The organism is Qipengyuania sp. (genome assembly GCF_043423005.1).
GTDB lineage: Bacteria > Pseudomonadota > Alphaproteobacteria > Sphingomonadales > Sphingomonadaceae > Qipengyuania.
Genome location: NZ_JBHWMI010000036.1, coordinates 55,972 through 81,381 on the forward strand (window position 1 = coordinate 55,972; position 25,410 = coordinate 81,381).

Annotated in this window: 28 protein-coding genes; 11 read left to right on the forward strand and 17 right to left on the reverse strand. The window is 66.7% G+C overall.

Going from position 1 to position 25,410, the window contains the following annotated elements:
• Nucleotides 1–3: 3 nt before the first annotated feature.
• The gene (locus ACHFFA_RS06420; RefSeq protein WP_394270013.1) at nucleotides 4–390 is read right to left on the reverse strand and encodes a hypothetical protein; all 387 of its coding nucleotides are present in this window, start codon (nucleotides 388–390) and stop codon (nucleotides 4–6) included.
• Nucleotides 391–526: 136 nt separating this feature from the next.
• Between ACHFFA_RS06420 and lptB the strand changes: the two genes are divergently transcribed.
• The 7 genes from lptB (at nucleotide 527) to ACHFFA_RS06455 (ending at nucleotide 7,331) form a co-directional block, all read left to right on the forward strand.
• Complete coding sequence (gene lptB, locus ACHFFA_RS06425) at nucleotides 527–1,312, forward strand: LPS export ABC transporter ATP-binding protein (protein ID WP_394270014.1); 786 nt, start codon at nucleotides 527–529, stop codon at nucleotides 1,310–1,312.
• Between the two features lie 37 nt (nucleotides 1,313–1,349).
• Nucleotides 1,350–2,795, forward strand: coding sequence for an RNA polymerase factor sigma-54 (gene rpoN, locus ACHFFA_RS06430; protein WP_394270015.1), 1,446 nt, complete (start codon nucleotides 1,350–1,352; stop codon nucleotides 2,793–2,795).
• 136 nt (nucleotides 2,796–2,931) lie between these two features.
• On the forward strand, nucleotides 2,932–3,627 hold the full coding sequence (ctrA, locus tag ACHFFA_RS06435; RefSeq protein WP_394270016.1) for a response regulator transcription factor CtrA: 696 nt from the start codon (nucleotides 2,932–2,934) through the stop codon (nucleotides 3,625–3,627).
• A 128-nt stretch (nucleotides 3,628–3,755) separates the two neighbouring features.
• Nucleotides 3,756–4,520, forward strand: a complete 765-nt coding sequence (locus tag ACHFFA_RS06440) for a sulfite exporter TauE/SafE family protein (RefSeq protein ID WP_394270017.1) — start codon at nucleotides 3,756–3,758, stop codon at nucleotides 4,518–4,520.
• Between the two features lie 19 nt (nucleotides 4,521–4,539).
• A complete protein-coding gene (locus tag ACHFFA_RS06445; RefSeq protein WP_394270018.1) occupies nucleotides 4,540–5,241 on the forward strand; it encodes a tRNA (guanine(46)-N(7))-methyltransferase TrmB in 702 nt (233 codons plus the stop codon).
• 63 nt (nucleotides 5,242–5,304) lie between these two features.
• A complete protein-coding gene (locus ACHFFA_RS06450) occupies nucleotides 5,305–6,684 on the forward strand; it encodes an NAD-dependent succinate-semialdehyde dehydrogenase (protein WP_394270019.1) in 1,380 nt (459 codons plus the stop codon).
• Nucleotides 6,681–7,331 (forward strand): SDR family NAD(P)-dependent oxidoreductase, encoded by a 651-nt coding sequence (locus ACHFFA_RS06455; RefSeq protein WP_394270020.1) that lies wholly within the window; start codon nucleotides 6,681–6,683, stop codon nucleotides 7,329–7,331. The genes ACHFFA_RS06450 and ACHFFA_RS06455 overlap by 4 nt, the downstream gene beginning before the upstream one ends.
• Here the strand turns inward: ACHFFA_RS06455 and ACHFFA_RS06460 are convergent.
• From ACHFFA_RS06460 to ACHFFA_RS06470, 3 genes are all read right to left on the reverse strand, one after another.
• Entirely contained in the window at nucleotides 7,304–8,284 is a 981-nt protein-coding gene (locus ACHFFA_RS06460) for a phosphatase PAP2 family protein (protein WP_394270021.1), read from the reverse strand. The genes ACHFFA_RS06455 and ACHFFA_RS06460 overlap by 28 nt on opposite strands.
• 98 nt (nucleotides 8,285–8,382) lie before the next feature.
• Nucleotides 8,383–9,357 carry a hypothetical protein gene (locus ACHFFA_RS06465; RefSeq protein ID WP_394270022.1) on the reverse strand — a complete coding sequence of 325 codons (975 nt, stop codon included), beginning with the start codon at nucleotides 9,355–9,357 and terminating at the stop codon, nucleotides 8,383–8,385.
• Between the two features lie 153 nt (nucleotides 9,358–9,510).
• Entirely contained in the window at nucleotides 9,511–11,772 is a 2,262-nt protein-coding gene (locus ACHFFA_RS06470) for an NADP-dependent malic enzyme (protein WP_394270023.1), read from the reverse strand.
• 118 nt (nucleotides 11,773–11,890) lie between these two features.
• Here ACHFFA_RS06470 and mutS point away from each other — a divergent pair, with 118 nt between their 5' ends.
• Entirely contained in the window at nucleotides 11,891–14,500 is a 2,610-nt protein-coding gene (mutS, locus tag ACHFFA_RS06475; RefSeq protein ID WP_394270024.1) for a DNA mismatch repair protein MutS, read from the forward strand.
• A 47-nt stretch (nucleotides 14,501–14,547) separates the two neighbouring features.
• On the forward strand, nucleotides 14,548–14,967 hold the full coding sequence (locus ACHFFA_RS06480) for a YidH family protein (protein ID WP_394270025.1): 420 nt from the start codon (nucleotides 14,548–14,550) through the stop codon (nucleotides 14,965–14,967).
• On the opposite strand, the gene ACHFFA_RS06485 is transcribed toward ACHFFA_RS06480, so the two are convergent.
• The 5 genes from ACHFFA_RS06485 to gluQRS form a co-directional block, all read right to left on the reverse strand.
• A complete protein-coding gene (locus ACHFFA_RS06485) occupies nucleotides 14,968–15,342 on the reverse strand; it encodes a hypothetical protein (protein ID WP_394270026.1) in 375 nt (124 codons plus the stop codon). It abuts the gene before it with no gap.
• A 51-nt stretch (nucleotides 15,343–15,393) separates the two neighbouring features.
• The gene (locus ACHFFA_RS06490) at nucleotides 15,394–16,266 is read right to left on the reverse strand and encodes a 3-hydroxyacyl-CoA dehydrogenase NAD-binding domain-containing protein (RefSeq protein ID WP_394270027.1); all 873 of its coding nucleotides are present in this window, start codon (nucleotides 16,264–16,266) and stop codon (nucleotides 15,394–15,396) included.
• Nucleotides 16,267–16,346: 80 nt separating this feature from the next.
• Complete coding sequence (locus ACHFFA_RS06495) at nucleotides 16,347–16,925, reverse strand: cob(I)yrinic acid a,c-diamide adenosyltransferase (RefSeq protein WP_394270028.1); 579 nt, start codon at nucleotides 16,923–16,925, stop codon at nucleotides 16,347–16,349.
• Between the two features lie 9 nt (nucleotides 16,926–16,934).
• Nucleotides 16,935–17,165 carry a hypothetical protein gene (locus tag ACHFFA_RS06500; protein ID WP_394270029.1) on the reverse strand — a complete coding sequence of 77 codons (231 nt, stop codon included), beginning with the start codon at nucleotides 17,163–17,165 and terminating at the stop codon, nucleotides 16,935–16,937.
• Between the two features lie 9 nt (nucleotides 17,166–17,174).
• Nucleotides 17,175–18,026 carry a tRNA glutamyl-Q(34) synthetase GluQRS gene (gene gluQRS, locus ACHFFA_RS06505; RefSeq protein WP_394270030.1) on the reverse strand — a complete coding sequence of 284 codons (852 nt, stop codon included), beginning with the start codon at nucleotides 18,024–18,026 and terminating at the stop codon, nucleotides 17,175–17,177.
• An 89-nt stretch (nucleotides 18,027–18,115) separates the two neighbouring features.
• On the opposite strand from gluQRS, the gene ACHFFA_RS06510 reads away from it, so the two are divergent.
• Complete coding sequence (locus tag ACHFFA_RS06510; RefSeq protein ID WP_394270031.1) at nucleotides 18,116–18,724, forward strand: HNH endonuclease; 609 nt, start codon at nucleotides 18,116–18,118, stop codon at nucleotides 18,722–18,724.
• Here the strand turns inward: ACHFFA_RS06510 and ACHFFA_RS06515 are convergent, their stop codons facing one another.
• The 8 genes from ACHFFA_RS06515 to dksA all read right to left on the reverse strand — a co-directional run bounded on the left by ACHFFA_RS06515 (nucleotide 18,725) and on the right by dksA (nucleotide 24,803).
• A complete protein-coding gene (locus ACHFFA_RS06515; RefSeq protein WP_394270032.1) occupies nucleotides 18,725–19,192 on the reverse strand; it encodes a DUF5063 domain-containing protein in 468 nt (155 codons plus the stop codon).
• Nucleotides 19,189–20,406 carry a kynureninase gene (kynU, locus tag ACHFFA_RS06520; RefSeq protein ID WP_394270033.1) on the reverse strand — a complete coding sequence of 406 codons (1,218 nt, stop codon included), beginning with the start codon at nucleotides 20,404–20,406 and terminating at the stop codon, nucleotides 19,189–19,191. Before kynU ends, ACHFFA_RS06515 begins: the two co-directional genes overlap by 4 nt.
• The gene (kynB, locus tag ACHFFA_RS06525) at nucleotides 20,399–21,031 is read right to left on the reverse strand and encodes an arylformamidase (RefSeq protein ID WP_394270034.1); all 633 of its coding nucleotides are present in this window, start codon (nucleotides 21,029–21,031) and stop codon (nucleotides 20,399–20,401) included. The genes kynU and kynB overlap by 8 nt, the downstream gene beginning before the upstream one ends.
• Entirely contained in the window at nucleotides 21,028–21,819 is a 792-nt protein-coding gene (locus ACHFFA_RS06530) for a tryptophan 2,3-dioxygenase (RefSeq protein WP_394270035.1), read from the reverse strand. Before ACHFFA_RS06530 ends, kynB begins: the two co-directional genes overlap by 4 nt.
• Before the next feature lie 35 nt (nucleotides 21,820–21,854).
• Complete coding sequence (locus tag ACHFFA_RS06535) at nucleotides 21,855–22,244, reverse strand: DUF4112 domain-containing protein (RefSeq protein WP_394270078.1); 390 nt, start codon at nucleotides 22,242–22,244, stop codon at nucleotides 21,855–21,857.
• A gap of 77 nt (nucleotides 22,245–22,321) precedes the next feature.
• A complete protein-coding gene (locus ACHFFA_RS06540) occupies nucleotides 22,322–23,779 on the reverse strand; it encodes an ABC transporter substrate-binding protein (RefSeq protein WP_394270036.1) in 1,458 nt (485 codons plus the stop codon).
• An 81-nt stretch (nucleotides 23,780–23,860) separates the two neighbouring features.
• Nucleotides 23,861–24,232, reverse strand: coding sequence for a PilZ domain-containing protein (locus ACHFFA_RS06545; RefSeq protein WP_394270037.1), 372 nt, complete (start codon nucleotides 24,230–24,232; stop codon nucleotides 23,861–23,863).
• A 112-nt stretch (nucleotides 24,233–24,344) separates the two neighbouring features.
• Nucleotides 24,345–24,803: an RNA polymerase-binding protein DksA gene (dksA, locus tag ACHFFA_RS06550; protein WP_394270038.1), complete on the reverse strand. Its 459-nt coding sequence runs from the start codon at nucleotides 24,801–24,803 to the stop codon at nucleotides 24,345–24,347.
• 276 nt (nucleotides 24,804–25,079) lie between these two features.
• On the opposite strand from dksA, the gene ACHFFA_RS06555 reads away from it, so the two are divergent.
• Nucleotides 25,080–25,409, forward strand: coding sequence for a hypothetical protein (locus tag ACHFFA_RS06555; protein WP_394270039.1), 330 nt, complete (start codon nucleotides 25,080–25,082; stop codon nucleotides 25,407–25,409).
• Nucleotide 25,410 lies beyond the last annotated feature (1 nt).

Genomic DNA, 25,410 nt, shown 5'->3' on the forward strand with positions numbered 1-25,410 from the left:
ACCCTAGGTGCCGAGGGTACCGGTCAGCATCCGGAACAGCAGCGTGATCAATGGCGGCAGGCCGATCGCCGTCAGCCACAAGCCGATCACATCGCGCCGGAACGCCGGCTTCAGCGCCGGATCGTGCGCCGCGTTCTCGGAAATCCCGCTCCAGTGGCCCTCGAACCAGCGGCAGGCGGGAATGATCGCAGCCACCAGCAGCACCAGCGCCAGATAGGGCAGGATCGACGGCAGCCCATCGCGCAGGGCCCCGACGGTCATGAAAATCTGCAGGGCGGTGTAGACGATCAGTGCGGACGCCACGTGATTGCTCATCGACCGGCGCCAGTCGCGCGCCTGCCAGTGGCTCGCCTGACGATTGGCGGGCTGTCCTTCCAGGACCTTGGCCATACCTCTCTCCCAGATATGTTTGCTCCCGCCGATGTTGTTTCAAAGATCGGCGTCGATGGCAAGGACCGCGCACTTTGGTCGAATATGGAGGGGGTTGAGGCTTCCGCGGGGCGGCACGCGTGCTATGGCCGCTGTCATGGCCGAGACCCTGATCAGTCCCGATAACGTTGCGGTTCACGATGCTGCACCGCCCATCCCGCAGGGCGGGCTCGAAGTCATCTCGATCGCCAAGAGCTACGACAAGCGGGCCGTCCTGACAGACATTTCGCTGACCGTCGGCAAGGGCGAGGTGCTCGGCCTGCTCGGCCCGAACGGCGCCGGCAAGACGACCTGCTTCTATTCGATCATGGGCCTGGTGCGCCCCGATTCGGGCCGCATCCTCATGGACGGCGAGGACGTGACCAAACTGCCGATGTATCGCCGCGCGATCCTCGGCCTCGGCTATCTGCCGCAGGAAACCAGCATCTTTCGCGGGATGACGGTCGAACAGAATATCAACTGCGTCCTCGAAATGGTCGAGCCGGACCGGGATACGCGCGCCAGCGAACTCGATCGCCTGCTCGACGAATTCGGCTTGCAGCGCCTCCGGTCGAGCCCGGCGATGGCGCTTTCGGGAGGCGAGAGGCGGCGGGCGGAAATCGCCCGGGCACTGGCTGCGAAGCCCTCGATCATGCTGCTCGACGAACCCTTCGCCGGGATCGATCCTCTCTCGATCAGCGATATCCGCGATCTGGTCAGGGATCTGAAGACCCGCGGCATCGGCGTCCTCATCACCGATCACAACGTCCGCGAGACGCTCGAGATCGTCGATCGCGCCTGCATCATCTATGGCGGGCAGGTGCTGTTCGCGGGCACCCCCCAGGCACTGGTTGCGGACGAGAACGTCAAGCGGCTCTACCTCGGCGAAAGCTTCACGTTGTGAGCGGGGCCGACGCCACCCGCAGCGGCTAGGGACGGCGATGTCGCTCGCGCCCAGACTGGACCTTCGGCAGAGCCAGCAACTGGTGATGACCCCGCAGCTGCAGCAGGCGATCAGGCTGCTGGCGCTGTCGAATCTCGAACTCGAAGGCTTCGTGGCCAACGCGCTCGAGGCGAACCCCTTGCTCGATATCGGCGACACCTCGAGCGAGCCGGCAGAGCCGCTGGCCCAGCCGGCCGAACATGATGCCAGCCCCGGCCCGGACGGAGGCGAGGCGCTCGATATCGCCGGCCATGCGCTCGATCCGGAAGCCGCGCCGGGCGACAGCGGGGACTGGTCGCGCGCCGCCGACGGCGGGGCCGGCGGGGATGCGCCGATACTCGAAAACCGCAGCGGCGACGGGCCCTCGCTCGCCGAACATCTCATCGCCCAGCTTTCTCACGCAGCCGGCGACCGGCGCGAGGCGATCATCGCCCAGCGCATTGTCGCCGAACTCGACGAAGCCGGCTATCTCCATGCCGAATTGCGCGAACTTGCCGACGACCTGGGCGCGCCGCTGGCGGAAGTCGAACGCGCGCTGCGCCTCGTGCAAACGCTCGATCCCGCCGGGGTCGGCGCCCGTTCGCTGAGCGAATGCCTCGCCCTGCAGGCGCGCGAGGCGGATCGTTACGATCCCTGCATGGCGCGGCTGATCGACAATCTCGATCTCGTCGCGCGGGGCGAGGTGGCACGGCTGAAACGCCTGTGCGATGTCGATGACGAGGATCTGGCGGAAATGCTGGCGGAACTGCGCTCCTACGATCCCAAGCCCGGCTGCCGCTATGGCGGGTGCGAGCATTCGCCGATCGCGCCCGACGTCATCGTCGAGCCGGCGCCGGGCGGCGGCTGGACCATCCGCGTGAACGAGGACACCCTCCCCCGCCTGGTGGTCAACCGGGACTATTTCGTCGAGCTCAAGGCCGGCGCGCACGATGCCGGCGCGCGCGCATGGCTGAACGAACAGCTGAGCGAGGCCGACTGGCTGATCCGCGCCCTCGATCAACGGCAGAAGACCATCCTCAAAACCGCGAGCGAGATCGTGAAGCGGCAGGAAGGCTTCCTCCGCGACGGAATCTCGGCAATGCGGCCGCTGACCTTGCGCGAAGTGGCAGACGCCATCGATTTGCACGAATCGACCGTCAGCCGCGTGACGAGCAACAAGTACCTCTCGTGCCCCCGCGGCACGTTCGAGATGAAATACTTCTTCTCCAGCGGCGTTCCGGCGGCCGATGGCGAGGGGGCCAGTTCGCAGGCGGTCAAGGCCCGCATCCGGGCGCTGTGCGACGGGGAAAGCCTGGCCCGGGTGCTGTCGGACCAAAGCCTCGTCGACCTGCTCAAGGCAGAAGGCTTCGATCTGGCGCGGCGCACGGTGGCCAAATACCGCGAGGCGATCGGCATCGGTTCCTCGGCCGAGCGGCGGCGGCAGAAGAAGATGCGCGCGCTGTGACCTGATGGCGGCACGGGATTGTCGATTGTCTTTACCCGGTGTTAACCTTTTCCGTTCATTCCCGAAGAGGTTAACAAGCGACAAGACCTCTTAGCGGGGAATTTACCGGGACAACGGGCAAACGGGGGGACGACCAATGCGCGTACTGCTGATCGAAGACGAGCCGACCACATCCAAAGCCATCGAGCTGATGCTGACGACCGAAGGCTTCAACGTCTATGCGACCGATCTGGGCGAGGAAGGCCTCGATCTGGGCAAGCTCTACGATTACGATATCATCCTGCTCGATCTCAACCTGCCCGACATGCACGGCTACGACGTGCTCAAGAAGCTGCGGGTGGCCAAGGTCCAGACACCGGTGCTGATCCTGTCGGGCATCGCCGAGATGGACAGCAAGGTGCGCAGTTTCGGGTTCGGAGCCGACGATTATGTCACCAAGCCGTTCCACCGCGACGAGCTCATCGCCCGCATTCATGCGGTCGTGCGCCGCTCCAAGGGTCATAGCCAGTCGATCATCCGCACCGGCAAGCTGGCGGTGAATCTCGACGCCAAGACGGTCGAGGTCGATGGCGCGCGGGTCCACCTGACGGGCAAGGAATACGCGATGCTCGAGCTCCTCAGCCTGCGCAAGGGCACGACGCTGACCAAGGAGATGTTCCTCAACCACCTTTATGGCGGGATGGACGAACCCGAGCTCAAGATCATCGACGTGTTCATCTGCAAGCTGCGCAAGAAGCTGAGCCATGCCTGCGGCGGCGAAAACTATATCGAGACCGTCTGGGGCCGCGGTTACGTGCTGCGCGATCCGGAGGCCGAGGCCGAGGCCGCCTGAGGCCTCGTTTCTCACCCGTTCCTTTTCAGGACGGGAGCGCGGCTGCAGGTCCGCGACTGAATTTGCCGCTTCCTGCTTTCCCGATTGCACAGTAATGACGGGCGCTTCTTCCCTGGAGACCACCGTCAATGGAAATATTCGGCATCAATCTGGTCGATGTTCTTCCATACATCGCAATCGGATTTGCTGCCCAGATGGTCGACGGGGCGTTGGGAATGGCCTTCGGGGTCATCACCAGCACGCTGATGGTCGGCCTGATGGGTGTCCCCCCCGCGCTCGCTTCGCAGCGGGTGCATGTGGTCGAATGCTTCACCACCGCCACCTCGGGCATCAGCCACCTGCTGCACGGCAACATCGACAAGCGGTTGTTCTTCCGCCTGCTGTTGCCCGGCATGGCCGGCGGCATACTAGGCGCCTATCTGCTGACGTCGATCGACGGATCGACGGTCAAACCCTTCGTTCTCATCTATCTTGCCGGCGTCGGGATCTGGCTGCTGGTGCGCGGCCTTCTCTATCCGCCCAAGCTGCGCGAGGCGCGCATGGTCGCCCCGCTCGGCCTGGTGGGCGGTTTCCTGGATGCGGCCGGCGGCGGCGGCTGGGGTCCGGTCGTCACCTCGAACCTGCTGGTCCAGGGGGCCGAACCGCGCAAGGTCGTCGGCACGGTGAATTCGGTCGAGTTCTTCCTCACGCTGACCATCTCGGCCACCTTCATCTATCACCTGGGCGTGGCCGACCTTGCCGGGGCAACGCTCGGCCTGCTGATCGGCGGGGTGGCGGCGGCCCCTTTCGGAGCTTTGGCGGTGAAATTCCTGTCGCCCAAGACGATCCTGATCTTCGTCGGCGCGGTGCTGGTCATCACCAGCTTCTACGGCATCTGGACGGCCTGGGGCTGACCGCCTAACCCGCGCGCCCATGAGCGCATACAAGGACGGCGATCCCACCACGCTTGGCCGGCTCTACGGCCGCAGTCAGGGCAAACCCCTGCGCACAGGTCAGCAGCAGCTGGTCGAGACCTTGCTGCCGCAGATCGCGGTCCCCGCCGAAGGCGCGGTGACTGCCGAGCGTCTGTTCGGGGCGGATCGGCCGCTCCATTTCGAGATCGGTTTCGGCGGCGGTGAGCATCTGGCCTATCGCGCGGACCTGCTGCCCGATCACGGGTTCATTGGCGCCGAACCCTTCGTCAACGGCGTGGCCCAGGCGCTGGCCCATGTGCGCGAGGGGGGGCTGGCGAACGTCCGCCTGCATCATGGCGATGCGCTGGAAGTGCTGCGGCGGATTCCCGATCGCAGTCTTGCCATGCTCTATCTGCTCCATCCCGATCCCTGGCCGAAAAACAAGCATGCCAAGCGGCGGATGATGAACGACGGGCCGGTCGCGCTGTTCGCCGACAAGCTGAAACCGGGCGGCGAATTCCGCTTCGGCACCGACCATCCGGTCTATCTGCGCCACGCCTTGATGGTCATGCGCCGCTTTGCCGACCGCTTCGAATGGCTGGTCAAGGGGCGGGCAAGCTGGGAGAACCGCCCATCGGGCTGGCCCGAGACCCGCTACGAAAGAAAGGCCCGCACGGTCTTCGGGCACGAAGTCTGGTACTTTCGCTTCCGCCGGCGCTGACCTTCGTGGGAACGGGTCGCCAGCCGTGGCCATTGAGGGGTGCAGCGTGCAAGGACCAGCCATTTGATCACCACCGTCAACCCCGCCACAGGCGAGGAACTCGACCATTACGAAGAGCTCGACGGAGCCGGCATAGAAGCCCGCCTCGACCGTGCCAGCCGCGCCTTCCGGTCGTGGCGCACGAGCGCCCTTCCCGAACGCACCCGTGTGCTGACGCGGCTGGGCGAATTGTTTACCGAATGCGAGGAGGAACTGGCCCTTCTTGCCACCTGCGAGATGGGCAAGCCGATCACGCAGGCGCGATCGGAGGTGCGCAAATGCGCGGACCTGTTCGCCTATCTCGCCGAGCACGGACCGGCGATGCTCGAGGCCGAGGAATGGTCCTTGTCCGATGGCGGGCGCGCGGAAGGTCGCTGGCTCCCGCTCGGCCCGGTGCTGGCGGTGATGCCGTGGAACTTTCCCTACTGGCAGGTCGCCCGGTTTCTGGGACCGACGATCCTTGCCGGCAATGTCGGCCTGTTGAAGCACGCCAGCCTGGTGCAGGGGGTGGCCGCCCGGCTCGAGGAACTGGTCGAGGCGGCGGGCGCGCCCACGGGCGTGTTCCAGAACCTGTGCATCACCTCCCGCCCCGTCGCCGGCATCCTCGGCGATGATCGCATCGTGGCCGCTACGCTGACCGGCAGCGAAGGGGCAGGCCGGTCGGTTGCGGAAGAGGCGGGCAAGCATTTGAAGAAAGTGGTGCTCGAACTGGGCGGGTCGGACCCGTTCATCGTGATGCCGTCGGCCGATCTCGACCAGGCGGTGAAGGACGCGGTGACGGCGCGCATCCAGAACGCCGGGCAATCGTGCATCTGCGGCAAGCGAACCATCGTTCATGCCGACATCTACGGCGCCTTCGCCGAACGCTTCGTCACCGCGATGAAGGCGATCGTTCCGGCCGATCCGCTGGACGAAAAGACCGAGATCGGCCCGCTGTCGAGCGTCTCGCAGCGCGATACAGTGCTGGATCAGGTCGAACAGGCGAAGGCTGAAGGGTGCACGGTCCTGTTCGGTGCCGAGGCGATCGACCGACCCGGTGCGTGGATGACCCCCGGACTGCTCACTGATGTCGAACCGGGCAGCATCACTGGATCGGAGGAGATATTCGGGCCGGTAGGGCAGCTTTATCGCGCGGCCGACCGGGACGAGGCGCTGCGCATCGCCAACGCCATACCCTTCGGCCTTGGTTCGGCCGTGTGGACCCGCGATCCGGACGAGCAGGAGTTCTTCGCCCGCGGCATCGAGGCCGGCATGACCACCTTCAACGCGGTCAATGGCTCACGTATCGAGGCGCCGTTCGGCGGCATCAAGCGTTCCGGGCATGGGCGCGAACTGTCACGCTTCGGCCTGCACGAATTCATGAACCTCAAGACCATCATCCATCCGGGGGAAACAGCGCAATGACCAGGACCATTCTCATCGTCGGCGCCTCGCGCGGGATCGGCCTGGGACTCGCCAGGGAGTTCGCCGGGCGCGGCTGGCGTGTGATCGCCACCGAACGCAGCCGCAGCGATGCCCTGCATGCACTGGGCAAGGTCGAAGTGCGGCAGATGGACGTGACCGATCCTGCGACCTTCGCCGGGTTCGACGAACCGCTCGATGCGCTGATCGTCAATGCCGGGATCATGGGCGCGTCCCACCAGTCCGCCGAACAGGCCAGCGCGGACGAGGTGGCCGAGGTAATGATGGCCAACGCCTTCGGCCCGGCGCACCTCGCCAAGGCCCTGCTGCCCCGTCTGCGGGACGGCGGGACGCTTGCCTTCACCACGTCGCTGATGGGTTCGATCGAGGACAGTTCGGGCGGCTTCGAGCTTTATCGGACCAGCAAGTGCGCGCAGAACATGCTCGCCAAGGGGATCGCGGTGCAACAGGCGAACCCGCGCGGCATCGCGGTGCTTTCGCTGCATCCGGGCTGGGTGCAGACCGACATGGGCGGCCCCGGAGCCAAGGTCACCGTCGAGGAAAGCGCGCGCGGCCTTGCCGATCTGGTCGAGAACGCGGACGGCGGTTATCGCTACGTCGATTATACGGGCAAGGATCTGCCCTTCTGATCCCGGCCGGCGCGGGGCGGTAGTGCGGCAGGCGTGCCCCCGGCACCCCCCGAACCGCAATTGAGCCGGCGTGCGCCGATGACGGCAAGCACGCCTACCGCGATCCCGGCGACGATATCGATGACGTAATGGCTGCCGATCGGCACCGCGGCCAGAGCCATCCCGATGTTGAGCGCGAGAAACGGCCACCGCAGCCAGGCAAAGCGCCAGAAGGACAGTGCAAGGATCGTCGCCGCGCAGGCATGGAAACTGGGAATTGTGACCATGCCGGTCAGGCATTGCATCTCGATCGCGCGGATGCTGCCATCGCGCATCCCCTCGAGCACCGGCAGGAACGACCACGGCAGGCTCACCATGTGGCCGGGAACATCGCCCTGTTGGATGCCGTAATATCCGTAAGGCGACATCGCCGGGAACCAGTGAAACGGCAGGATGCAGCCGAGCAGCCCCAGCCCCCAGGCCGAGACGAAATTGCCCAGATCGCGGACCCTGCCGAAGACGAGCGCCGCCGACATGAAGACCAGCGGTTGCCAGCTGAGCGAGCCGTAGACGTGATTGAGCACGAAGTAGGCTTTCGGATATTCGGTCAGCGCGAAGGCAACCGCCCTCCAGTCGTAGAACGGAAACAGCGTCGCATCGATCGCGGCGAGCCACGGGTCGACAAAGTCGCCGCCGCCGATGGCGTTCGCTGCAGCCGCCAGCGCGGAGAAGATCGACAGCGCCAGGAACAGCGCGATGGCACACAATCCGCTTGCGAGGCGCGAGCCGGGCTGGACCGCGCGTACCATCATGCCGAGGCCCCAGAGGATCAGCAGGAAGACGAGCGAGGTATTGAGCGCCCCTGCCCCGCCGTACCCTTCGGGTAGCAGCCAGACCCCGCGCGCGATCTGCGCGGCGAAGATCGCCAGAAGGATGACCGGCAGCCCGAATCCATCGGCAAAGCCCGTGCGCATGACCGTGGCGAACGGCAGTCGGGCTGCAAGGTGCGCGTGCGCGGACAGTCCGCCTGCCTTCGCCGGTGCCCGTCGCGCCGGCACAGCGCCCAACGCGCTCATGAGGGCTGTCCCATCCGCACGGACATCCACCGCGCGGGCCGCAGTCTGCGCACCGCCAGGATGGCTGCGCTGACCAGAAACACCAGCCCCGCCGGGTAGAGCGGGCAGAACATCAGCAGCCAGAACAGGTTGTCGGGTCTGGCGATAATTGCGATCGCCCCGGCAACCCCGGCACACCACGGGAAGACCAGGCGGTCGCCGTGCATCATCCACCCGGCAAGGGGCAGGAACGCTGCCCATACCGGGATCGCCCGCCCCGCCGCGGCCGAGAGATAGGTTGCCAGACCTGCCGGCCCCATCAGTCCGAACCAGCCCTGCGACGACGGATCGCCCGGCTGCACTACCGATGCCACATTCGCAGCGTGCCAGGCATAAAAGGCGGCAACGATGCCAATCGCGATGCCGACTCGCACGAACTGGCGCCGCTCGAACGGGAACAGCAACAGGATAAGGATCGGGGCCGCCAGTTCGCGCAGCAGCACCGCACACACCGCGGCACCCAGCTGCAACCGCCGGTTCCAGCCGAGGCCCAGCGCAAGGGTGATCAAGAGCCCGGCCCATAATTCATGGACGTGCAGCACCTCGGGGCTGATGAGCGCCGCACCGCCGGCGGCGATCACTGCCAGCACCGCGGCGCGTTCGGCGGGCGGGCGGTCGCGCAAGGTCCGGAACCACGCGGTCAGCGCCATTCCCAGAATGAGCCATGCCGCCAGCAGCATACCCGCCCCCCCGATCAGCGCATGGCCAAGAGCCAGCACGGGAGAGCGCACGGTAACAAAAGGCCTCAGCGGGTAGTTCTCTTGCCGGTGGAGTTCGGCGGCGGCGGCGTAGTAACCGTCCCCCCGCTCGACCCGCCCGGCGATCTCGCGATACAGCGCGATGTCGCCATCTTCCGCGCGAAGCGGTACCGGCAAGCCGAGCGCGACAAGCACCGAAGCGGCGAGGACCAGCCACCAGCAAAGCCCGCTCACCCGTGCGCTGACTGACGCCCCCGTCGCTGGCACCGCCGCACTTCCCCCGTCACCCGTTGCCGAGGGCTCATTCCCTGTACGAGTTTGGTAAACTTACCGTGAAGGTCGGTGCGGTCGGGCGCCGGCTGCCCGCAGGGTGCCAGGGTGCGCGTTCTATCCCACTACCCCTGCACTTGCGAGGACGGCGAGGGTCAGTACATCGGGCGCGATCGCCGTCATCGGCGCGATCTGGACCGGTTTCTCCATCCCGATCATCATCGGCCCGACCATCGTCGCCCCGCCGAGTTCCCGCAGCAGCTTGGCCGAGAGGTTGGCCGATTGCAGCCCCGGCATGATCAGCACATTTGCCGGACCCGACAGGCGACTGAACGGATAGAGCGCCATGACCGTGGGATTGAGCGCGGCATCGGGGGCCATCTCGCCCTCGTATTCGAAGCCCGGTTCCTCGGCGTCGAGGATGGCGACGGCATCGCGGATGTTCTCCAGCCACTGGCCGCTGGGGTTGCCGAAGGTCGAGTACGAGAGGAACGCCACCCGCGGCTCGTGCCCCATGCGGCGGGCGACCGCGGCGGTCTCGCGCGCGATATGCGCCAGCTGGGCGGCGCTGGGTCGTTCGTTGATGGTCGTGTCGGCAAGGAAGGTGGTGTGGTTCTTGCCGATCATCATGTGGATGCCGAAGGGCACGGCATCGGGCTTTGCGTCGAGGACCCGGCTGATCTCGCGCATGGTCTGGCTGAAGGTGCGGGTCAGCCCGGTTATGAGGCCGTCGCCATGCCCCAAAGCCACCAGCAGCGCGGCGAAGACGTTGCGTTCCTGATTGACCATGCGGCCGATGTCGCGCTCGGTGTATCCGCGGCGCTGCAGCCGGCGGTAAAGATAATCGACCATCGCCGGCACCTTGTCCGACACCGCCGAGTTCTCGATGATCCAGTCGTCGGGATCGTCGACCGCGAGTTCGATCAGCTTCTCGCGCACCTTTTCGGTGCGGCCGACCAGGATCGGCGTCCCATAGCCGAAGTCGCGGAACTGGATCGCAGCGCGCAGGGCCACCTCCTCCTCGCCTTCTGCAAAGACCATGCGCCGGGGGTTGGCGCGGGCAATCTCGTAGATGCTGGTCAGCGCCGCCGTGGTGGGGTTGAGGCGCGCTTTCAGGCGTTGGCGGTACTCGTCGAAATCGGCGATCGGCGCCTGCGCGATGCCGCTGTCCATCGCCGCCTTGGCGACGGCGCTGGAGACAACCTCCATCAGTCGCGGATCGAACGGGGCGGGAATGATGTAATCGCGCCCGAACTGGCGGCTGACGCCATAGGCCGCGGCGACCTCTTCCGGCACCCGCTCACGCGCGAGCTCGGCAATGGCGCGGGCCGCGGCGATCTTCATCTCCTCGTTGATGCCGGTCGCCTGCACGTCGAGCGCGCCGCGAAAGATGAACGGGAAGCCCAGCACGTTGTTGACCTGATTGGGATAGTCGCTGCGCCCGGTGGCGATGATCGCGTCGGGGCGGACGGCCTGGGCCTCCTCGGGCATGATCTCGGGCACCGGGTTGGCCATGGCGAAGATGATCGGCTTATCGGCCATATTGGCGACCCATTCGGGCTTGAGCGCGCCGGCCGCGGACAGGCCCAGGAAGATGTCGGCCCCCACCAGTGCCTCGGCCAGGCTGCGCGCCTCAGTGGGAACGGCATGGGCGCTCTTCCACTGGTCGACATCGGCGCGCCCCGGATAGATCGGCCCGGCACGGTCGCACACGATCACATTCTCGTGCGGAATGCCCAGCGCCTTGACCAGGGCGGTGCAGGCCAGCGCGCTCGCCCCCGCCCCGTTCACCACCATGCGGCAATCTGCAAGGTCGCGCCCGGTCAGGTAGCAGGCATTGATAAGCCCGGCGGCGGCGATGATCGCGGTGCCGTGCTGATCGTCGTGCATGACCGGAATGTTCATCCGCTCGCGCAGGGCAGCCTCGATCACGAAGCATTCCGGCGCGGCGATGTCTTCCAGATTGATGCCGCCGAAGCTCGGCTCCATCAGCGCGACGGCATTGATGAAGGCTTCGGGATCCTCGGTATCGAGTTCGAGATCGATCGAATCGACATCGGCAAAGCGCTTGAACAGCACCGCCTTGCCTTCCATCACCGGCTTTGCCGCGAGCGCACCGAGATTGCCCAGCCCGAGGATCGCCGTGCCGTTGGAAATGACCGCGACCAGATTCGACCGGGCGGTATAGCGCGCCGCATCGCGCGGATTGGCGGCGATCGCCTCGACCGGCGCGGCCACCCCCGGCGAATAGGCGAGGCTGAGATCGCGCTGCGTCGCCATCGGCTTGGACGCGACGATCTCGATTTTGCCCGGGCGGATCGTCTCGTGATAGAAGAGGGCTTCGCGCGTGGTGAAGGCAGTCGGTCGGTCGTCGTCCATGATGGCTCTGCTGGTGGCTGGGGCGGCGACCCTAGGGGCATCGCTCGCCAAGTCATAGGGGGAAAGCCGGCGCCTTGCGGCTTCCCGAATCGCCGGCCGCCCCGCTACGGCGGATGCGATGGCCAGTGCCCCGACCCCGATGATGGCGCAGTATCTCGCGTTGAAGCAGGAGGCGGGCGATGCCCTGCTGTTCTATCGGATGGGCGATTTCTTCGAGCTGTTCTTCGACGATGCGCGGCGTGCCGCGGCGATCCTCGACATCGCGTTGACCAGCCGGGGCGAGCATGACGGCGCGCCCGTCCCGATGTGCGGCGTGCCGGTGCATTCGGCGGAAGGCTACCTTGCCCGGCTCATCAGGGGCGGCTGCACGGTCGCCATCGCCGAGCAGGTCGAAACGCCCGAGGATGCCAGGCGGCGCGGCGGGGCCAAGGCGCTGGTCGCACGCGATATCGTGCGCTTCGTCACTTCAGGCACCTTGACGGAAGAGGCGCTGCTGGAACCGCGGCGGGCGAACCTGCTGGTCGCACTTGCCCCGCTGCGCGGACGGGTTGGGCTGGCGAGCTGCGACGTGTCGACCGGCGACATGCTGCTGGAGGAGTGCGCGCCGGAAGACCTCGATGCGGCGCTCGCCCGCTTGGGCCCGAGCGAAGTCATCGCGCCCGACGATGCGGCTGCCGAACTCGATGCGACCGCCCGGCCGCGTAGCGGATTCCGCAGCGAGGATGGCGAGCGGCAGCTGCGCGAGGTGCACGGCATCGCGGCGCTGGATGCTTTGGGGGATTTCACCCGCCCGATGCTCGCCGCCGCGGCGGGACTGCTCGCCTACCTCGGCCATGCCGGCCGGGGGACGCTGCCGATGTTGCTCCCGCCGCGAATCCGGCAGGATGCTGAACACATGGCGATGGACGCGGCGACACGGGCCAGCCTCGAACTGCTGACAGCCCAGGGAGGCGGGCGCGAAGGGAGCCTGATCGCCTGCATCGATCGCTGCGCCACGGGGGCCGGCGCGCGATTACTGGCAGAAGACCTTTCCGCCCCCTTGCGGGATCGCGCACGCATCGGACAGCGGCTTGCCGCGGTCCAGCACTTTCGCGCCGATCCCCTGCTGCGGGCCGATGTCCGTTCGCTGTTGCGCAGCATGCCAGACGTTGGCCGCGCCCTGGGCCGCCTGGTCGCCGGCCGGGGAAGCCCGCGCGATCTCGGTCAACTGCGCGACGGGCTGGGACAGGCGCAGCGGCTGCAACAGACGCTGCTGGCTAGCGCCGACCTTGTCCCCCTGCTCGCCGCCGCGTGCGAACGGCTGGGGGGGCACGGCGCCCTGATCGACCAGCTGACCCGGGCCCTCGTCCCGTCCCCCCCGACCGAGCGCGGCAGCGGGGGCTTCATTGCCGACGGCTTCGACCATGCGCTCGACGCGCTGCGCGAGACGAGCGGAAATGCGCGGCGGGCGATCGCCGCGCTCGAGAGCCGTTACCGCGAGGAAACCGGTATCGCCGCGCTGAAGGTGCGGCACAACAAGGTGCTGGGTTATTTCATCGAAGTGCCGGCGCGCCATGGCGATGCGCTGATGCGGGCGGACAGCGGTTTCACCCATCGCCAGACCATGGCGGGCGCGGTGCGCTTCAATTCGTTGAGCCTGCACGAGGAAGCGAGCCGCATAGCCGAGGCAGGCGGCCATGCACTCGCGGCGGAGGAAGCACATTTCGAAACCCTGTGCGCGCTCGTGACCGGTCAGCACCAGGCCATTGCCGCCACTGCGGCGGCGCTCGCCCGGATCGACGTATCGGCGGGCCTCGCCGAACGCGCGGCGGAGGGCGACTGGGCGCTGCCGCTGATCGTCGAGCGACCCTGCCTGCAGGTCGCCGGCGGGCGGCACCCGGTGGTCGAGGCGGCACTGGCCCGGTCCGGCGACCGTTTCGTGGCCAACGACTGCATGCTTTCGCCCGATGATCGGCTGTGGCTGATCGGCGGTCCCAACATGGGCGGCAAGTCCACCTTCCTGCGCCAGAACGCGCTGATCCTGCTGTTGGCGCAGGCCGGCAGTCACGTTCCCGCCGCCGCCGCGACCCTGGGCATCGCCGATCGCATCTTCAGCCGGGTCGGCGCGGCGGACAATCTTGCCCGGGGACGGTCGACCTTCATGGTGGAAATGGTCGAGACCGCCGCGATCCTCGCCCAGGCAAGCGAGCACAGCTTCGTCATTCTGGACGAGGTCGGCCGCGGCACATCGACTTATGATGGGCTGGCGCTGGCCTGGGCGGTGGCCGAGGCGGTGCACGAGACCCTGCGCTGCCGATGCCTGTTCGCGACCCATTATCATGAATTGTCGCGCCTCGCTGAAACCTGCGACGCGCTGAGCCTGCATCATGTCCGAGCTCGTGAGTGGAAGGGCGATCTGGTGCTGCTGCACGAACTGGCGAAGGGTCCGGCCGACCGGAGCTATGGGCTCTCCGTGGCCCGGCTTGCCGGGGTGCCGCCGGCCGTCATCAGGCGGGCCGAAGGCATCCTCAAGAAGCTCGAGCAGGGGCGCGCGGAAACCGGCGGTCTTGCCGCAGGGCTGGGCGATCTGCCGCTGTTCGCCGCCGCAAGCGTGGCGCCCGAACCCGCGCCCGATCCGGTGCGGGCGGCGCTCGATGCACTCGACGTCGATGCCTTGTCTCCGCGCGAGGCGCTGGAGACGCTCTATCGCCTCAAGGCAGATGCCGGGGCTGACAAAACAACGACTTGATTATCCGCCTGGCGGAACAAGGGCGGCCATGACGCGCTGTTGCGGTGATGGCCAAGACCGACGACGACGATACCGACCCACGCGATGACAGCACGCGGTTGGCGGAACTGCGCACCGACATGGCCGAGGATCGCAGCATCATGGCCCTCGAGCGCACCTTCGCCGGGTGGATGAGGACCGCTTTCGGGGCGATCGGCATCGGCCTGGGCTTCAACGCGATCTTCGGAATGCTCGAACCCCTGTGGCTGGCCAAGGGCATTGCCACGATGTTCATCCTTGCCGGGGGCTGGCTCGCGATCAACGCCGAGCGGCGCGCCTGCAAGACGATGGCCCGGTTCGATACGCACAAGTTCGAGGCCGTATCGACCCCGAACTTCCGCGTTCTTGCCTATGGCGTCGCGGCAGGTTCGATCATCCTTGCCGCCGGTATCTGGATGCTCGACGAAGCAAGCCTCACCAAGGGGTGATCAGCTGCCGTCGGACGGCAGGTCCTTGTCGAGCTTGCTGGCCTCGCCGTAGAGGTCTTCGTTGTCGTCCATGTTGGGTTCGCCGCGATAGGCGCTCATGTCGATCCGGCCCGAACTTTCCATATCGCGCATGTGATCGACGAGGTCCTGCGTCGAATCATCGTCGAGATCGACCGCGCTCTTGTGCTTGGTGCTTTCCGTCGGCGAGCCGGCGGCGGGCGTGCGGCGCAGCGCTTCTTCCGCAACCTCGTGGGCCTGACTGCGATGGTCATCCTGTTCGTCGTTGTGGGTTTCGGGGGCGAGGCCGGCCTGGCGCGCCTCGTGGCTCTCGCCGCCCTGCTCGGCAATCCGCCGGCTGTGTTCGTGATCGGTCATCGCAGACATCTCCTTTGCGCGGGTAACGGCGCGCGGGGTGCCTGTGTTCCCTCAGCGGGTCGGTGCCGGCTTTTCGCCCGAATAATCGTAGAACCCCCGCCCGGTCTTGCGCCCCAGCCAGCCGGCCTCGACATATTTCACCAGCAGCGGCGCGGGGCGGTACTTGCTGTCGCGGGTGGTCTTGTAGAGCACCATCAAAATGTCGAGGCAGGTGTCGAGCCCGACGAAATCGGCCAGTTGCAACGGCCCCATCGGATGGTTGAGGCCGAGCCGGCAGCCCTTGTCGATATCCTCGATATCCGCTGTCGACTGGCCCAGGACGAAGACCGCCTCGTTGATCATCGGCAGGAGGATGCGGTTCACGACAAAGCCCGGTTCATCCTGGCTCAGCACCACTTCCTTGCCCAGGCTTTGCGCCAAGGCCACCGTCCGGTCGACCGTGTCCTGCGACGTGGCCAGCCCGGGGATGACCTCGATCAGACCCATCACAGGCACCGGGTTGAAGAAGTGCAGCCCGATGAAGCGCGCCGGATCGGGCGACCAGTTGGCCATGCGGGTGATGGGGATGGAACTGGTATTGGAGGCAAGGATGGCATCATCGGCCAGCATCGGGCCGACCTTGTCGAAGATCGCGTGCTTGATCTCTTCCTTTTCGGTCGCCGCCTCGATGATGAAGGCCGCTTCGCCCATTCGCTGGTAATCGCCGACCGGGGTGATCCGCGCAGTTGCCGCCTCGGCCTCCCCCGGCTCGAGCTTGCCCTTGCCCACCAGCTTGGCTATCGATTGTTCGATCCCGGCAAGCGATCGTTCGGCGACATCGAGGCTGACATCGGCAAGCAGGACGCGATTGCCGAACCGGGCGATTGTCTGAGCGATGCCCGAACCCATCTGGCCCGCCCCGATGATGGCGATCGTTCCCGTCATGTCCCTGTACCCCTTCGCATGTGCAGCAAAGGCGCACTAACGGGCGGTGGCGGGTTTGACCAGCCGGGTATGGCACCGGATCAGCGGTTGGCGCCCGGTACCCATTTGACGTCCGCCGCCCCGCCGTCATTGGCCAGCCGGGCGAGGACGAACAGCAGGTCCGAAAGGCGATTGGCATAGGCCACCGCCTGCGGGTTGACCCGTTCCTGCGCAGCAAGAGCCGTGACTGCCCGTTCCGCCCGCCGCGCCGCCGCCCGCGCGACGTGAAGCCGTGCGGCAAGCTCGGTGCCTCCCGGGAGCACGAAACTGTCGAGCGGGGCCAGTTGCGCGGTCGCCGCATCGATCTCCTGTTCGAGCAGTGCGACCTGCCGATCTATCACCCGCAGGACCATTTCACCCGGCGCGAAATCGTCGTCCTCGGCGGCCGGGGTGGCGAGGTCCGCGCCCAGATCGAACAGATCGTTCTGCACCCGGAACAGCTTGCTCGCGATGTCGCCGTCAGGTGCCGCCGCCGCTGCCAGCCCGATTGCGCTATTGGCCTCGTCCACCGCCCCGATCGCTTCCATTCGCGAATCGTGTTTGGCGAGGCGCGAGCCGTCGACCAGCCCGGTCGTCCCATCGTCGCCGGTGCGGGTGTAGATGCGGTTGAGCCTGACCATGTTGGCCGCTCAGCTGGCGACAGCGAGCATGACAGCGATGATGATGATCGCCAGCGCCTGCCATTTGACACGCGACATCATGGCCCGGTTCTGGCGCAACTGCATGTCGGTCGCGTCCTGCTGTTCGCCGCTCTGCAGATCGATCTTGGTACTGCGCAGAAAGGCGATCACCCCGCGCACCAGTGATACGACGACCATGATCATGGCGGCGAGAAGGACGATCACGAAGAAGGTGTTCATGGCCGCTATTTAGGCTGTCGCAAGCGCAATGCCAGCGGGGAATTGCGCGGCCCGCAGGCGTGTGGCGAGGGCCCGTCCGTCCTCCCCTGCCTCGCGCCGCATCGCCAGGCTGGGCGAGCCGCGCCGCTTGGCCAGCTTGGCGCCGGTCTCGTCGATCAGCAGGGCGTGATGATGCCAGCGAGGAACCGGAAGACCCAGCAACGCCTGCAGCAACCGGTGCAGGTGGCTGGCGGTGAACAGGTCCGCCCCGCGGGTGACCAAAGTGACCCCGTCCGCCGCATCGTCGAGGGTCGTTGCCAGGTGATAGCTTGCCGGCGCATCCTTGCGCACCAGCACCACGTCGCCGAAGGCTCGCGGATCGGCGCGCTGCGCCCCGCGCACCTCGTCCTCCCACACGACATCGCCAGCCTCGAAGATCGCGCGCGCAAGATCGAGACGCAGGGCCGCCGGGCGCGCCGCATCGGGCGGACGATGCCGGCAAGTGCCGGGATAGACCGGCCCCTCCGGCCCGATCAGCGCCCCCGCCTCCTCGATCTCGCGCCGGGTGCAGGTGCAGCGATAGAGCAGACCGCGCGCCAGCAGGGCGCGGGCCGCGTCCTCGTAGCTTGCGAGGCGGGTCGATTGCGCGGGCACCTCCTCCCATTCGAGCCCGAGCCATTCGAGATCGCGGCGAAACTCGTCGGGCTTGTCCGCCAGCGACCGCGCGCCGTCGATATCCTCGATCCGCAGCAGGAACCGCCCGCCCCGCTCCGCCGCAAGATCGTGCGCCACGATGGCCGACCAGGCATGGCCGAGATGCAGCGAGCCGTTGGGGCTGGGCGCGAAACGGGTGACAGGCGGGGGGCGGGTGGGGACAACCATGTGGATAGACTGTCTGTAACAGGGTTGACGCACGAAGATGCAAATGCATTCTCGCGACTTGAAGGGATCACGAAACGTGGCGCACCCGGATGTTTAGGGCCGATCTCATCGAGCGGGCCGCACGGTTCCGCAACTCGGACGAGGATGCCACGCGCAACCTTCAGTCCTGCCCCTGCCTCGTCCTCAACGCCGACTACACGCCGCTATCCTATTACCCGCTCAGCCTGTGGCCGTGGCAGACCGCGATCAAGGCGATCTTTCTCGATCGGGTGGACGTGATCGAAACCTACGAGCGCGAGGTCCACTCGCCCAATCTCGACATGAAAATCCCGAGCGTGATCGCGCTCAAGCAATATGTCCGGCCGAGCGAATTTCCCGCCTTCACGCGGTTCAACCTGTTCCTGCGCGATCGCTTCGCCTGCCAGTTCTGCGGCGATACCAGCAATCTCACCTTCGACCACGTCGTCCCGCGGCGCCTTGGCGGCAAGACCACGTGGGAGAACATCGCCACCGCCTGCGCCCCGTGCAACATGAAGAAAGGCGGCCGCACACCGAAGCAGGCCGGGATGCAGCTCTACGCCCAGCCCATCCGCCCGACCCACTGGCAATTGCAGCAGCAGGGGCGGATGTTCCCGCCGAACTACCTCCACGAAACCTGGCGCGACTGGCTCTACTGGGACATCGAACTGGAGGAGTGATTACCACGCTGCGACGCGGGTGGAGTGAAGATAATGTCTCAGACTGTGGAGGTGGTCGCCCCAGTGATATTGATAGCCGAAGCGAAAGTCCCAAATCGCATCGATTTCCCGCCCTGCATTCAACAACCAAAGCACCTCGGACAGATCGCCAGCAATGTCGGCGATGTCGTCGATAGCGTCGGCGACTAGCAGCTCGTCCTGTCCTGATTCGCCGCCGGGGTCTGCGTAAGGATAAGAGCCCAACTCAGGGAACGCACGATTGGCGCGTCTGGCAAAGCTCGAGTAGTCCATCGCAGGAGCGTCGGGGCCATCTGTGGGCTCCACATCTACGGTCGTGAAATAGACCGAAACCAAATTGTCCAACGAAATCGCGAGACTGCGCAAACCGATTTGGTCATCGGTTGGGTCTCGATCGAGCTGGCCGAGAAACCTTTCTATCGCGTGGCGAATGACGCTGACATCATTCACGTAACCGCCGCCCGCTCTTGGAACTCCTCGCGCTCATATTCGCCGCTTTCCAGCACCTCGGCCAAGTGGCGCGCGGCGTCTGCCATGTCGGCGAAGCTGAGATAGGCCGGGGCGAAGCCGAAGCGCAGGATGTCGGGGTCGCGAAAGTCGCCGATCACGCCGCGGGCGATCAGCGCCTGGCAGATTGCGTAGGCGTGGCGGTGGCGGAAGGAGAGCTGGCTGCCGCGCCGTGCCGGGTCCGAAGGGCTGACAAGCTCCAGATCGACCCCCGCCTCGACGAGGCACTGGCGGAAGAACTCGGACAGCTTTTGCGACTTGGCATAAAGCGCCTCGACCCCGATCTCGGCAATCAGCTCGACGCCGACCTCCAGGGCAGCAAGGCCGATGATGCCGGGCGTCCCGCAGAGCAGTTTCTCGATCCCCGGCGCCGCCGCGTAATCGTCGCTGAAAGCGAAGGGGCTTGCATGGCCCATCCAGCCGGTCAGCGGCTGCTCCACCTCCGCCAGATGCCGGTCGGCGACGAAGGCAAAGGCCGGCGCGCCCGGGCCGCCGTTCAGATACTTGTACCCGCAACCGACGGCGAAATCCGCTTCGCAGCCGTTCAGATCGACCGGCAAAGCGCCCACCGAATGCGACAGGTCCCACAGCATTAGCGCGCCGGCCTCGTGCGCGGCGCGGGTCAGGGCCGCCATGTCGAACAGGGCGCCGGTCTTGTAATGCGTGTGGGTCAGCAGCAGCAGCGCGACATCCGCATCGAGCGCGTCTTTCAGATGGTCGCGCGCGGCCAGCCGCCGGGTGGCGAGGCCTTGCCGTTCCAGTCCGGCAATCATGTAAAGGTCGCTCGGGAAATTGCCCGGCTCGCTTAGCACGACCTTGCGACCCGGACGCAGGGCGAGCGCGGCGGCGATCAGCTTGAACAGGTTCACGCTGGTCGTATCGCAGGCGGTCACCTCGTGCGGCTGCGCCCCGATCAGCGGGGCGATAATGCTGCCGACGCGCCTGGGCAGGTCGATCCAGCCGGCGCTGTTCCAGCTGCGGATAAGATCGCGGCCCCATTCGCCTCGCACCACGTCCTCCACCCGCGCCGGCGTCGCCCGGGGCAGACAGCCGAGGGAGTTGCCGTCGAGATAGATGACCCCCTGCGGCACTTCGAACCGGTCGCGATAGGGGGCGAGCGGATCCCCCGCATCGAGGATGGCGGCACGTTCAGGCATGCTCGATCTCCCGCAGGATCGCGCGGCAGACCCCTGCGTCCCCGCCGGCGATCTTGACCGGCAGGGCGATCAGTTCGTAGCGCCCCGCCGGCACGTCATCCAGCACCAGGCCTTCGAGAATGCGCATGTCGGCCCGCGCGACCGCATGGTGCGCGTCCATCGTCTTGCTGCTTTCAGGATCGAGCGACGGCGCGTCGGTGCCGACGAGGACCACGCCCTGCCCCGCCAGCCAGTCGATCGTCCGGGCGGCAATGGCGGTCCAGTCGCTCCGCCAGCGATCGTGCGGAAAGGCGTCCCATGTGCGCAGCAACAGCCGGGTCACCCCGCCAAGCTCGGGCAGGTCGCCGACATCGATCGCACCGCTCAGACCCCGCGCGTCGACCACCAGGCATTCACCCAGATAGGGCTCGAGCGCCATGCTTGCTGCGTCCAGCCCGTCCGCCACATAATGCAGCGGCGCATCGGCATGGGTGCCCGAATGCGTGCTCAGCGTCAGGCGCGAGACGTTGACCGGCGAACCGCCCGCCATGTCCCACGTCCGCTCGCAGGCAAATGCCGTATCCCCCGACCATACCGGCAGCGCCGGGCGTAGGGTCTGCGAGATGTCCCACACCCGCCGCGTCATAGCGCCGTTCTCACACTCAGCAATTCGGGGAAGAAGGCCTGTGTCAGCACGCCCGCGAGGTAGGGCACGCCGGGGGTGCCGCCGGTCCCGGTCTTAAAGCCGATGATCCGCTCGACCGTTTTCAGATGCCCGAAACGCCAGCGCTGGAAATGGTATTCGAGGTCGACCAGTTTCTCGGCCAGCTCGTAGAGATCCCAGTACCGTTCGGGCTCTCGATAGATCGCGGCCCAAGCCGCCTCGACGTCGTCGCTCGGTTGCCAGGTTGCGGTATGATCGCGGGCAAGGACTTCGTCCGGAATGGCGAAGCCGCGGCGGGCCAGCAAGGCGACGGCTTCGGCATAAAGGCTCTTGCGCCCCAGTTCCTCGCGCAGTTCGCGGGCGACCTCGGGGGTCGCCTCGTGCATCGTGACCATGTCCGGGTTACGGCCGCCGAGCAGAAACTCCATCATCCGGTACTGCGCCGACTGGAAGCCCGACGAGCCGCCGAGATGCGGACGCACGGTGGAATAATCGTGCGGGGTCATCGTGCTTAGCACGTCCCAGCTCTGGATCAGCTGCCCCTGTGCCCGCGCCACCCGGGCGAGCATCTTGAACGCGGGACGCAAATCGTCGGCGACGATGCATTCGCGGGCGGCGAACAGTTCGTGCAGGCACAGCTTCAGCCACAATTCGCTGGCCTGGTGAACGATGATGAACAGCATCTCGTCATGCGCGGCCGAAACCGGATGCTGGGCCGAAAGGATGCGTTCGAGATCGAGATAGGAGGAATAGGTGACGTCGCCGTTCATTCCTTCGCCCTAGCGCAGCAGGCGCGCGGGCGAAACTATTGCTCGATCGTCCGCGTCTCGGGATGATGCCTGTCGAGATGCCGCCGGATCGTGCGCAGGTTCTTCGAGTTCGAGCGATAGACGACATCGAAGGCGTCGCCGGCAAGCGGGATCGCGCCGATCGCGGTATCGAAGCCGATCCGCCCCATCATCTGCCACAGCCGCCATTTCGGCATCCCCAGATTGCGCGCTTCCCAGACGATGTAGCTGCCCATGGCGGCAGTCACCAGATCGCCGATCACGGGAATGAACCCGACCAGCGTATCGAGCCCGACCTGATAGCTCGTCCCGGGGATGACCATGCTGCGCTCGAGAAGGGCCTCCATTGCCTCCACCCGGCGGCGGACGGACAACGGATCCCGGCCGGTGGGGAGACTAAGGCCCATCCGCGGCGGGCGGTCGGGGCCATCGGCGGACACCGGGGGGACGAACACGGGGGCGCGGCGCTGGTCGTTCATGTCCGTTAGATGGGGGCCCCGGACAGGGGCAGCAAGGGATGGAAGCTCCACGCGTTCTCCTCGAACCCGCCGACCGCGGAGCGCACCTTCGACCAGCGGATCGGCGCACCGAGCGGAATGAACAGGTTGCGCGCGGTCAGCACCGCCTCCGCCTCGGCGATCAGCCGCGCCTGTTCGGCCGGATCGCGCGCGGCCAGGGATGCGGCAACGAGGCTATCGGCCTCGGGGGCGCATTGCGCCGGGGCAAGCGAACAATGGAACTGGTTCAGGAACCACCGCGGTCCGGCAAATCGTGCCACCCGGTCGCGCAGGCCGAGGTCGGCATCGGTGCCCGGCTCGGCAAGGATCAGGGCAATACCGACTTCCGCCAATTGTTCGCGCAGCCCGCGATAGAGGATTTCAGCCCCCGGACCCTCGGGCAAGGCAATCGACAATCGCAGGGAGCCGCCGTTCGCAGCCTTCCAGCGTGCGACTCTCGCTACAGCCACAGCACGCCGTTCATCGAGCGAGAGGCCGGGCCAGCGTTCCGCCGGGTCCTCCTCGCCCGGCAGATTGGCCGGAACGAAGCGCGCCGTGGCAGCCCAGCCGCCAACGCCGAGAGGTTCGATCAGTGCGGGCCGCTCAATCGCCAGCGCCAGCGCTTCGCGGTTTTCCGCCTGCTCAAGAAAGCCGTCGGCGCGAAGGACATCGAGCCCGAAGAAGCCGATCGCCGGATCAAGCCGGACGGTCCCTGCACTCAGCGGACCGGACGCGGCCAGTGGCAAAGTGGCGATCGTTCCGCCCAGAACCACGTCGTAAACGCCGTCGGCAAAGCCTTCCAGCGCCGCGCCGGGCGGCGCGCTGCGAATGCTGACGGGCTGCACCAGTTCGGCCCAGTCGCCCTGGCTCGGCAAGCCCCGCGCCTCGGGCGGCAGCGGCGTCAGGATCGCTGCATCGCCTTCGCGCACGAAGGTCATCAGGGCGCCGCCATCACTGGCCCCGGCGAGCGCGAGTTCGGGCTGGGCGAGCAGCTGAAGCAGGCCGGGAAAAGGCGTATCGAGCCGGATTTCGATAACTCGTCCGGTCATCGCCCGGACATCGCGCACCGGGGCAAGGTCGAGCCCGAGGCTGGTGCCGTCCAGCGCGCGGATCGCGCGCCCCAGTGTGCGGGCCAAAGCCTGAGCCGACAATTCGCGTTCGTCTTCGATGCCGGGGGGCCGCAGACGAAAGATGTAGCTCAGCCCGTCGTCGGTGACGATCCAGCGTTCCGCAACGCCGGGAACCACCTCGCCCCGTTCATCCAGCCGGACAAGCCCCTGCCACCGTGCCGCGCGGACCAGCTGGGCCCCCGGGCCGATCCGCAGGCCATCGGCAAACAGGCCGTCCTCGCCCGCCAGATACGCGACATCGACGGCGCCGTCGGTTTCCTGCCGGGCGCAGGCTGAGAGGGCAAAGGCGATGAGGAGGGCAAGCGCACGCCGCATGACGCAACGCCGTATCATTCGCGCCCCGATGCGCAAGCCGCCTGCCCGCGGTGCGGGCAGGACCGGCGGCGCGCAAACAGGCTAGAGCTTGCGCAAGGTACGAGCGTCGGGGGCGGCCGGCGGAGCGGCCACGGCAGGGCGGGCATAGCGCGGCGCCTCGCTCGGCCCGGTGCCCACCGGCGCACGGGCCAGCTTGGGATCGACGATCTTGTCGAAGTTCAGTCCGAAGCGCTTGCCGCGTGCCCAGGCCACACGCCCGTGCACCTTGCCGATGTTGCGCAGGTCGACCACGAACGGCTCGCCCACCGCGATGTCGAGTTCGCCTTCGCCCATCATCCCGGTGTCGGACAGGTTGCGAACCTTCACGGCGACCGCAGGCCGATCGCCGACCGCAAGCTCGGCCACCAGCAAAAGACTGTCGCGCGAAACGCTGCGCGTATTGAGGCCTGACATGCGACGATCCCGCTATTTCACCGACAGGCCGCCCAAGTTGCGCGACCGGAACCAACAGCTAGGTCGTAGTGCTTAAGAAGGCGTTTCGCCGCCCCCCGATAAACACCCCAGTTCAATCGTCGCGCGACACCCGTTCGCGGCGCTCGTGCGCTTCCTGAGCCTCGAGGGTCATCGTCGCCACCGGGCGCGCGATCAGCCGCTTGAGCCCGATCGGATCGCCGGTCTTGTCGCAATAGCCGTATTCGCCCTCGTCGATCCGGCGCAGCGCCGCGTCGATCTTGGCGATCAGCTTGCGCTGCCGGTCACGGGTGCGCAGTTCGATGCCCCAGTCCGTTTCGGACGATGCGCGATCGTTGAGGTCGGGCTCGCGGATCGGACCGTCCTGCAGGGACTGGATCGTCTGCCCCGCGGCATCGTGAATCGACTTCTTCCAATCGAGCAAAAGCATACGGAAGAAATCGAGCTGCCGCGGGTTCATGTATTCTTCGTCGTCGGACGGAACATAGCCGGGATCGACGACAGCCTTCGCCGCGGCCAGCTTTTCACTCACATTAGAAGCCGATGCGGCCATGGTCGCAGCCTACCTTCCATCCACTCGCGAAGCGGACGCCTCCCCGGCCGGTGCCCCCGGCGCTCTAGCGACCCTCCATGTGGCCGGCCCTATACTTATCGCGTCATGGCCGCACAAGCGGCAAAGGGGGCGCATCCCGCCGGCGGACACCGCGCCCATCGTCCCCGCCGTGACCCGGTATTTCTGGTGAGCGGGGCGTTAACCATTTTTTATCGTCAAGCCCGCGATGATGCCGGCACGGGGCGAAGGGACGCCGCGTTCATCTGGGGGGACATCATGCAATTACGGGCAATCGAGGGGCGCGGCGGACAGATCGATCAAACCGCCGAAGCGCTCGCCTTCGTGGCGCAGACGATGGCGGCGTTCGAAAGCGGCAACGAAGAGGCGCTGTTCGGCCTCGGCGTCGCCTTCTCGACCGGCAGCCGCGGCTGCGCCTGCGACCTGATCGAAGCGCACAAATGGTTCAACATCGCCGCCGCTCGCGGGCACGAGGAAGCGGCGCACTGCCGTGCCGACGTCGCCGACGAAATGACCGCCCGCGAGATCGCCGAGGCCCAGCGCCGCGCACGCCAGTGGCTGCAACAGGCCAGCCGCCGGGCTGCCTGAC

Coding starts and splice junctions, on each gene's coding strand:
- ACHFFA_RS06420 (WP_394270013.1), bottom strand. CDS start 390: ATGGCCAAGGTCCTGGAAGGACAGCCCGCCAATCGTCAGGCGAGCCAC.
- lptB (WP_394270014.1), top strand. CDS start 527: ATGGCCGAGACCCTGATCAGTCCCGATAACGTTGCGGTTCACGATGCT.
- rpoN (WP_394270015.1), top strand. CDS start 1,350: ATGTCGCTCGCGCCCAGACTGGACCTTCGGCAGAGCCAGCAACTGGTG.
- ctrA (WP_394270016.1), top strand. CDS start 2,932: ATGCGCGTACTGCTGATCGAAGACGAGCCGACCACATCCAAAGCCATC.
- ACHFFA_RS06440 (WP_394270017.1), top strand. CDS start 3,756: ATGGAAATATTCGGCATCAATCTGGTCGATGTTCTTCCATACATCGCA.
- ACHFFA_RS06445 (WP_394270018.1), top strand. CDS start 4,540: ATGAGCGCATACAAGGACGGCGATCCCACCACGCTTGGCCGGCTCTAC.
- ACHFFA_RS06455 (WP_394270020.1), top strand. CDS start 6,681: ATGACCAGGACCATTCTCATCGTCGGCGCCTCGCGCGGGATCGGCCTG.
- ACHFFA_RS06460 (WP_394270021.1), bottom strand. CDS start 8,284: ATGCGCACGGGCTTTGCCGATGGATTCGGGCTGCCGGTCATCCTTCTG.
- ACHFFA_RS06470 (WP_394270023.1), bottom strand. CDS start 11,772: ATGGACGACGACCGACCGACTGCCTTCACCACGCGCGAAGCCCTCTTC.
- mutS (WP_394270024.1), top strand. CDS start 11,891: ATGGCCAGTGCCCCGACCCCGATGATGGCGCAGTATCTCGCGTTGAAG.
- ACHFFA_RS06480 (WP_394270025.1), top strand. CDS start 14,548: ATGGCCAAGACCGACGACGACGATACCGACCCACGCGATGACAGCACG.
- ACHFFA_RS06485 (WP_394270026.1), bottom strand. CDS start 15,342: ATGACCGATCACGAACACAGCCGGCGGATTGCCGAGCAGGGCGGCGAG.
- ACHFFA_RS06490 (WP_394270027.1), bottom strand. CDS start 16,266: ATGACGGGAACGATCGCCATCATCGGGGCGGGCCAGATGGGTTCGGGC.
- ACHFFA_RS06495 (WP_394270028.1), bottom strand. CDS start 16,925: ATGGTCAGGCTCAACCGCATCTACACCCGCACCGGCGACGATGGGACG.
- ACHFFA_RS06500 (WP_394270029.1), bottom strand. CDS start 17,165: ATGAACACCTTCTTCGTGATCGTCCTTCTCGCCGCCATGATCATGGTC.
- gluQRS (WP_394270030.1), bottom strand. CDS start 18,026: ATGGTTGTCCCCACCCGCCCCCCGCCTGTCACCCGTTTCGCGCCCAGC.
- ACHFFA_RS06510 (WP_394270031.1), top strand. CDS start 18,116: ATGTTTAGGGCCGATCTCATCGAGCGGGCCGCACGGTTCCGCAACTCG.
- kynU (WP_394270033.1), bottom strand. CDS start 20,406: ATGCCTGAACGTGCCGCCATCCTCGATGCGGGGGATCCGCTCGCCCCC.
- kynB (WP_394270034.1), bottom strand. CDS start 21,031: ATGACGCGGCGGGTGTGGGACATCTCGCAGACCCTACGCCCGGCGCTG.
- ACHFFA_RS06530 (WP_394270035.1), bottom strand. CDS start 21,819: ATGAACGGCGACGTCACCTATTCCTCCTATCTCGATCTCGAACGCATC.
- ACHFFA_RS06535 (WP_394270078.1), bottom strand. CDS start 22,244: ATGGGCCTTAGTCTCCCCACCGGCCGGGATCCGTTGTCCGTCCGCCGC.
- ACHFFA_RS06540 (WP_394270036.1), bottom strand. CDS start 23,779: ATGCGGCGTGCGCTTGCCCTCCTCATCGCCTTTGCCCTCTCAGCCTGC.
- ACHFFA_RS06545 (WP_394270037.1), bottom strand. CDS start 24,232: ATGTCAGGCCTCAATACGCGCAGCGTTTCGCGCGACAGTCTTTTGCTG.
- dksA (WP_394270038.1), bottom strand. CDS start 24,803: ATGGCCGCATCGGCTTCTAATGTGAGTGAAAAGCTGGCCGCGGCGAAG.
- ACHFFA_RS06555 (WP_394270039.1), top strand. CDS start 25,080: ATGCAATTACGGGCAATCGAGGGGCGCGGCGGACAGATCGATCAAACC.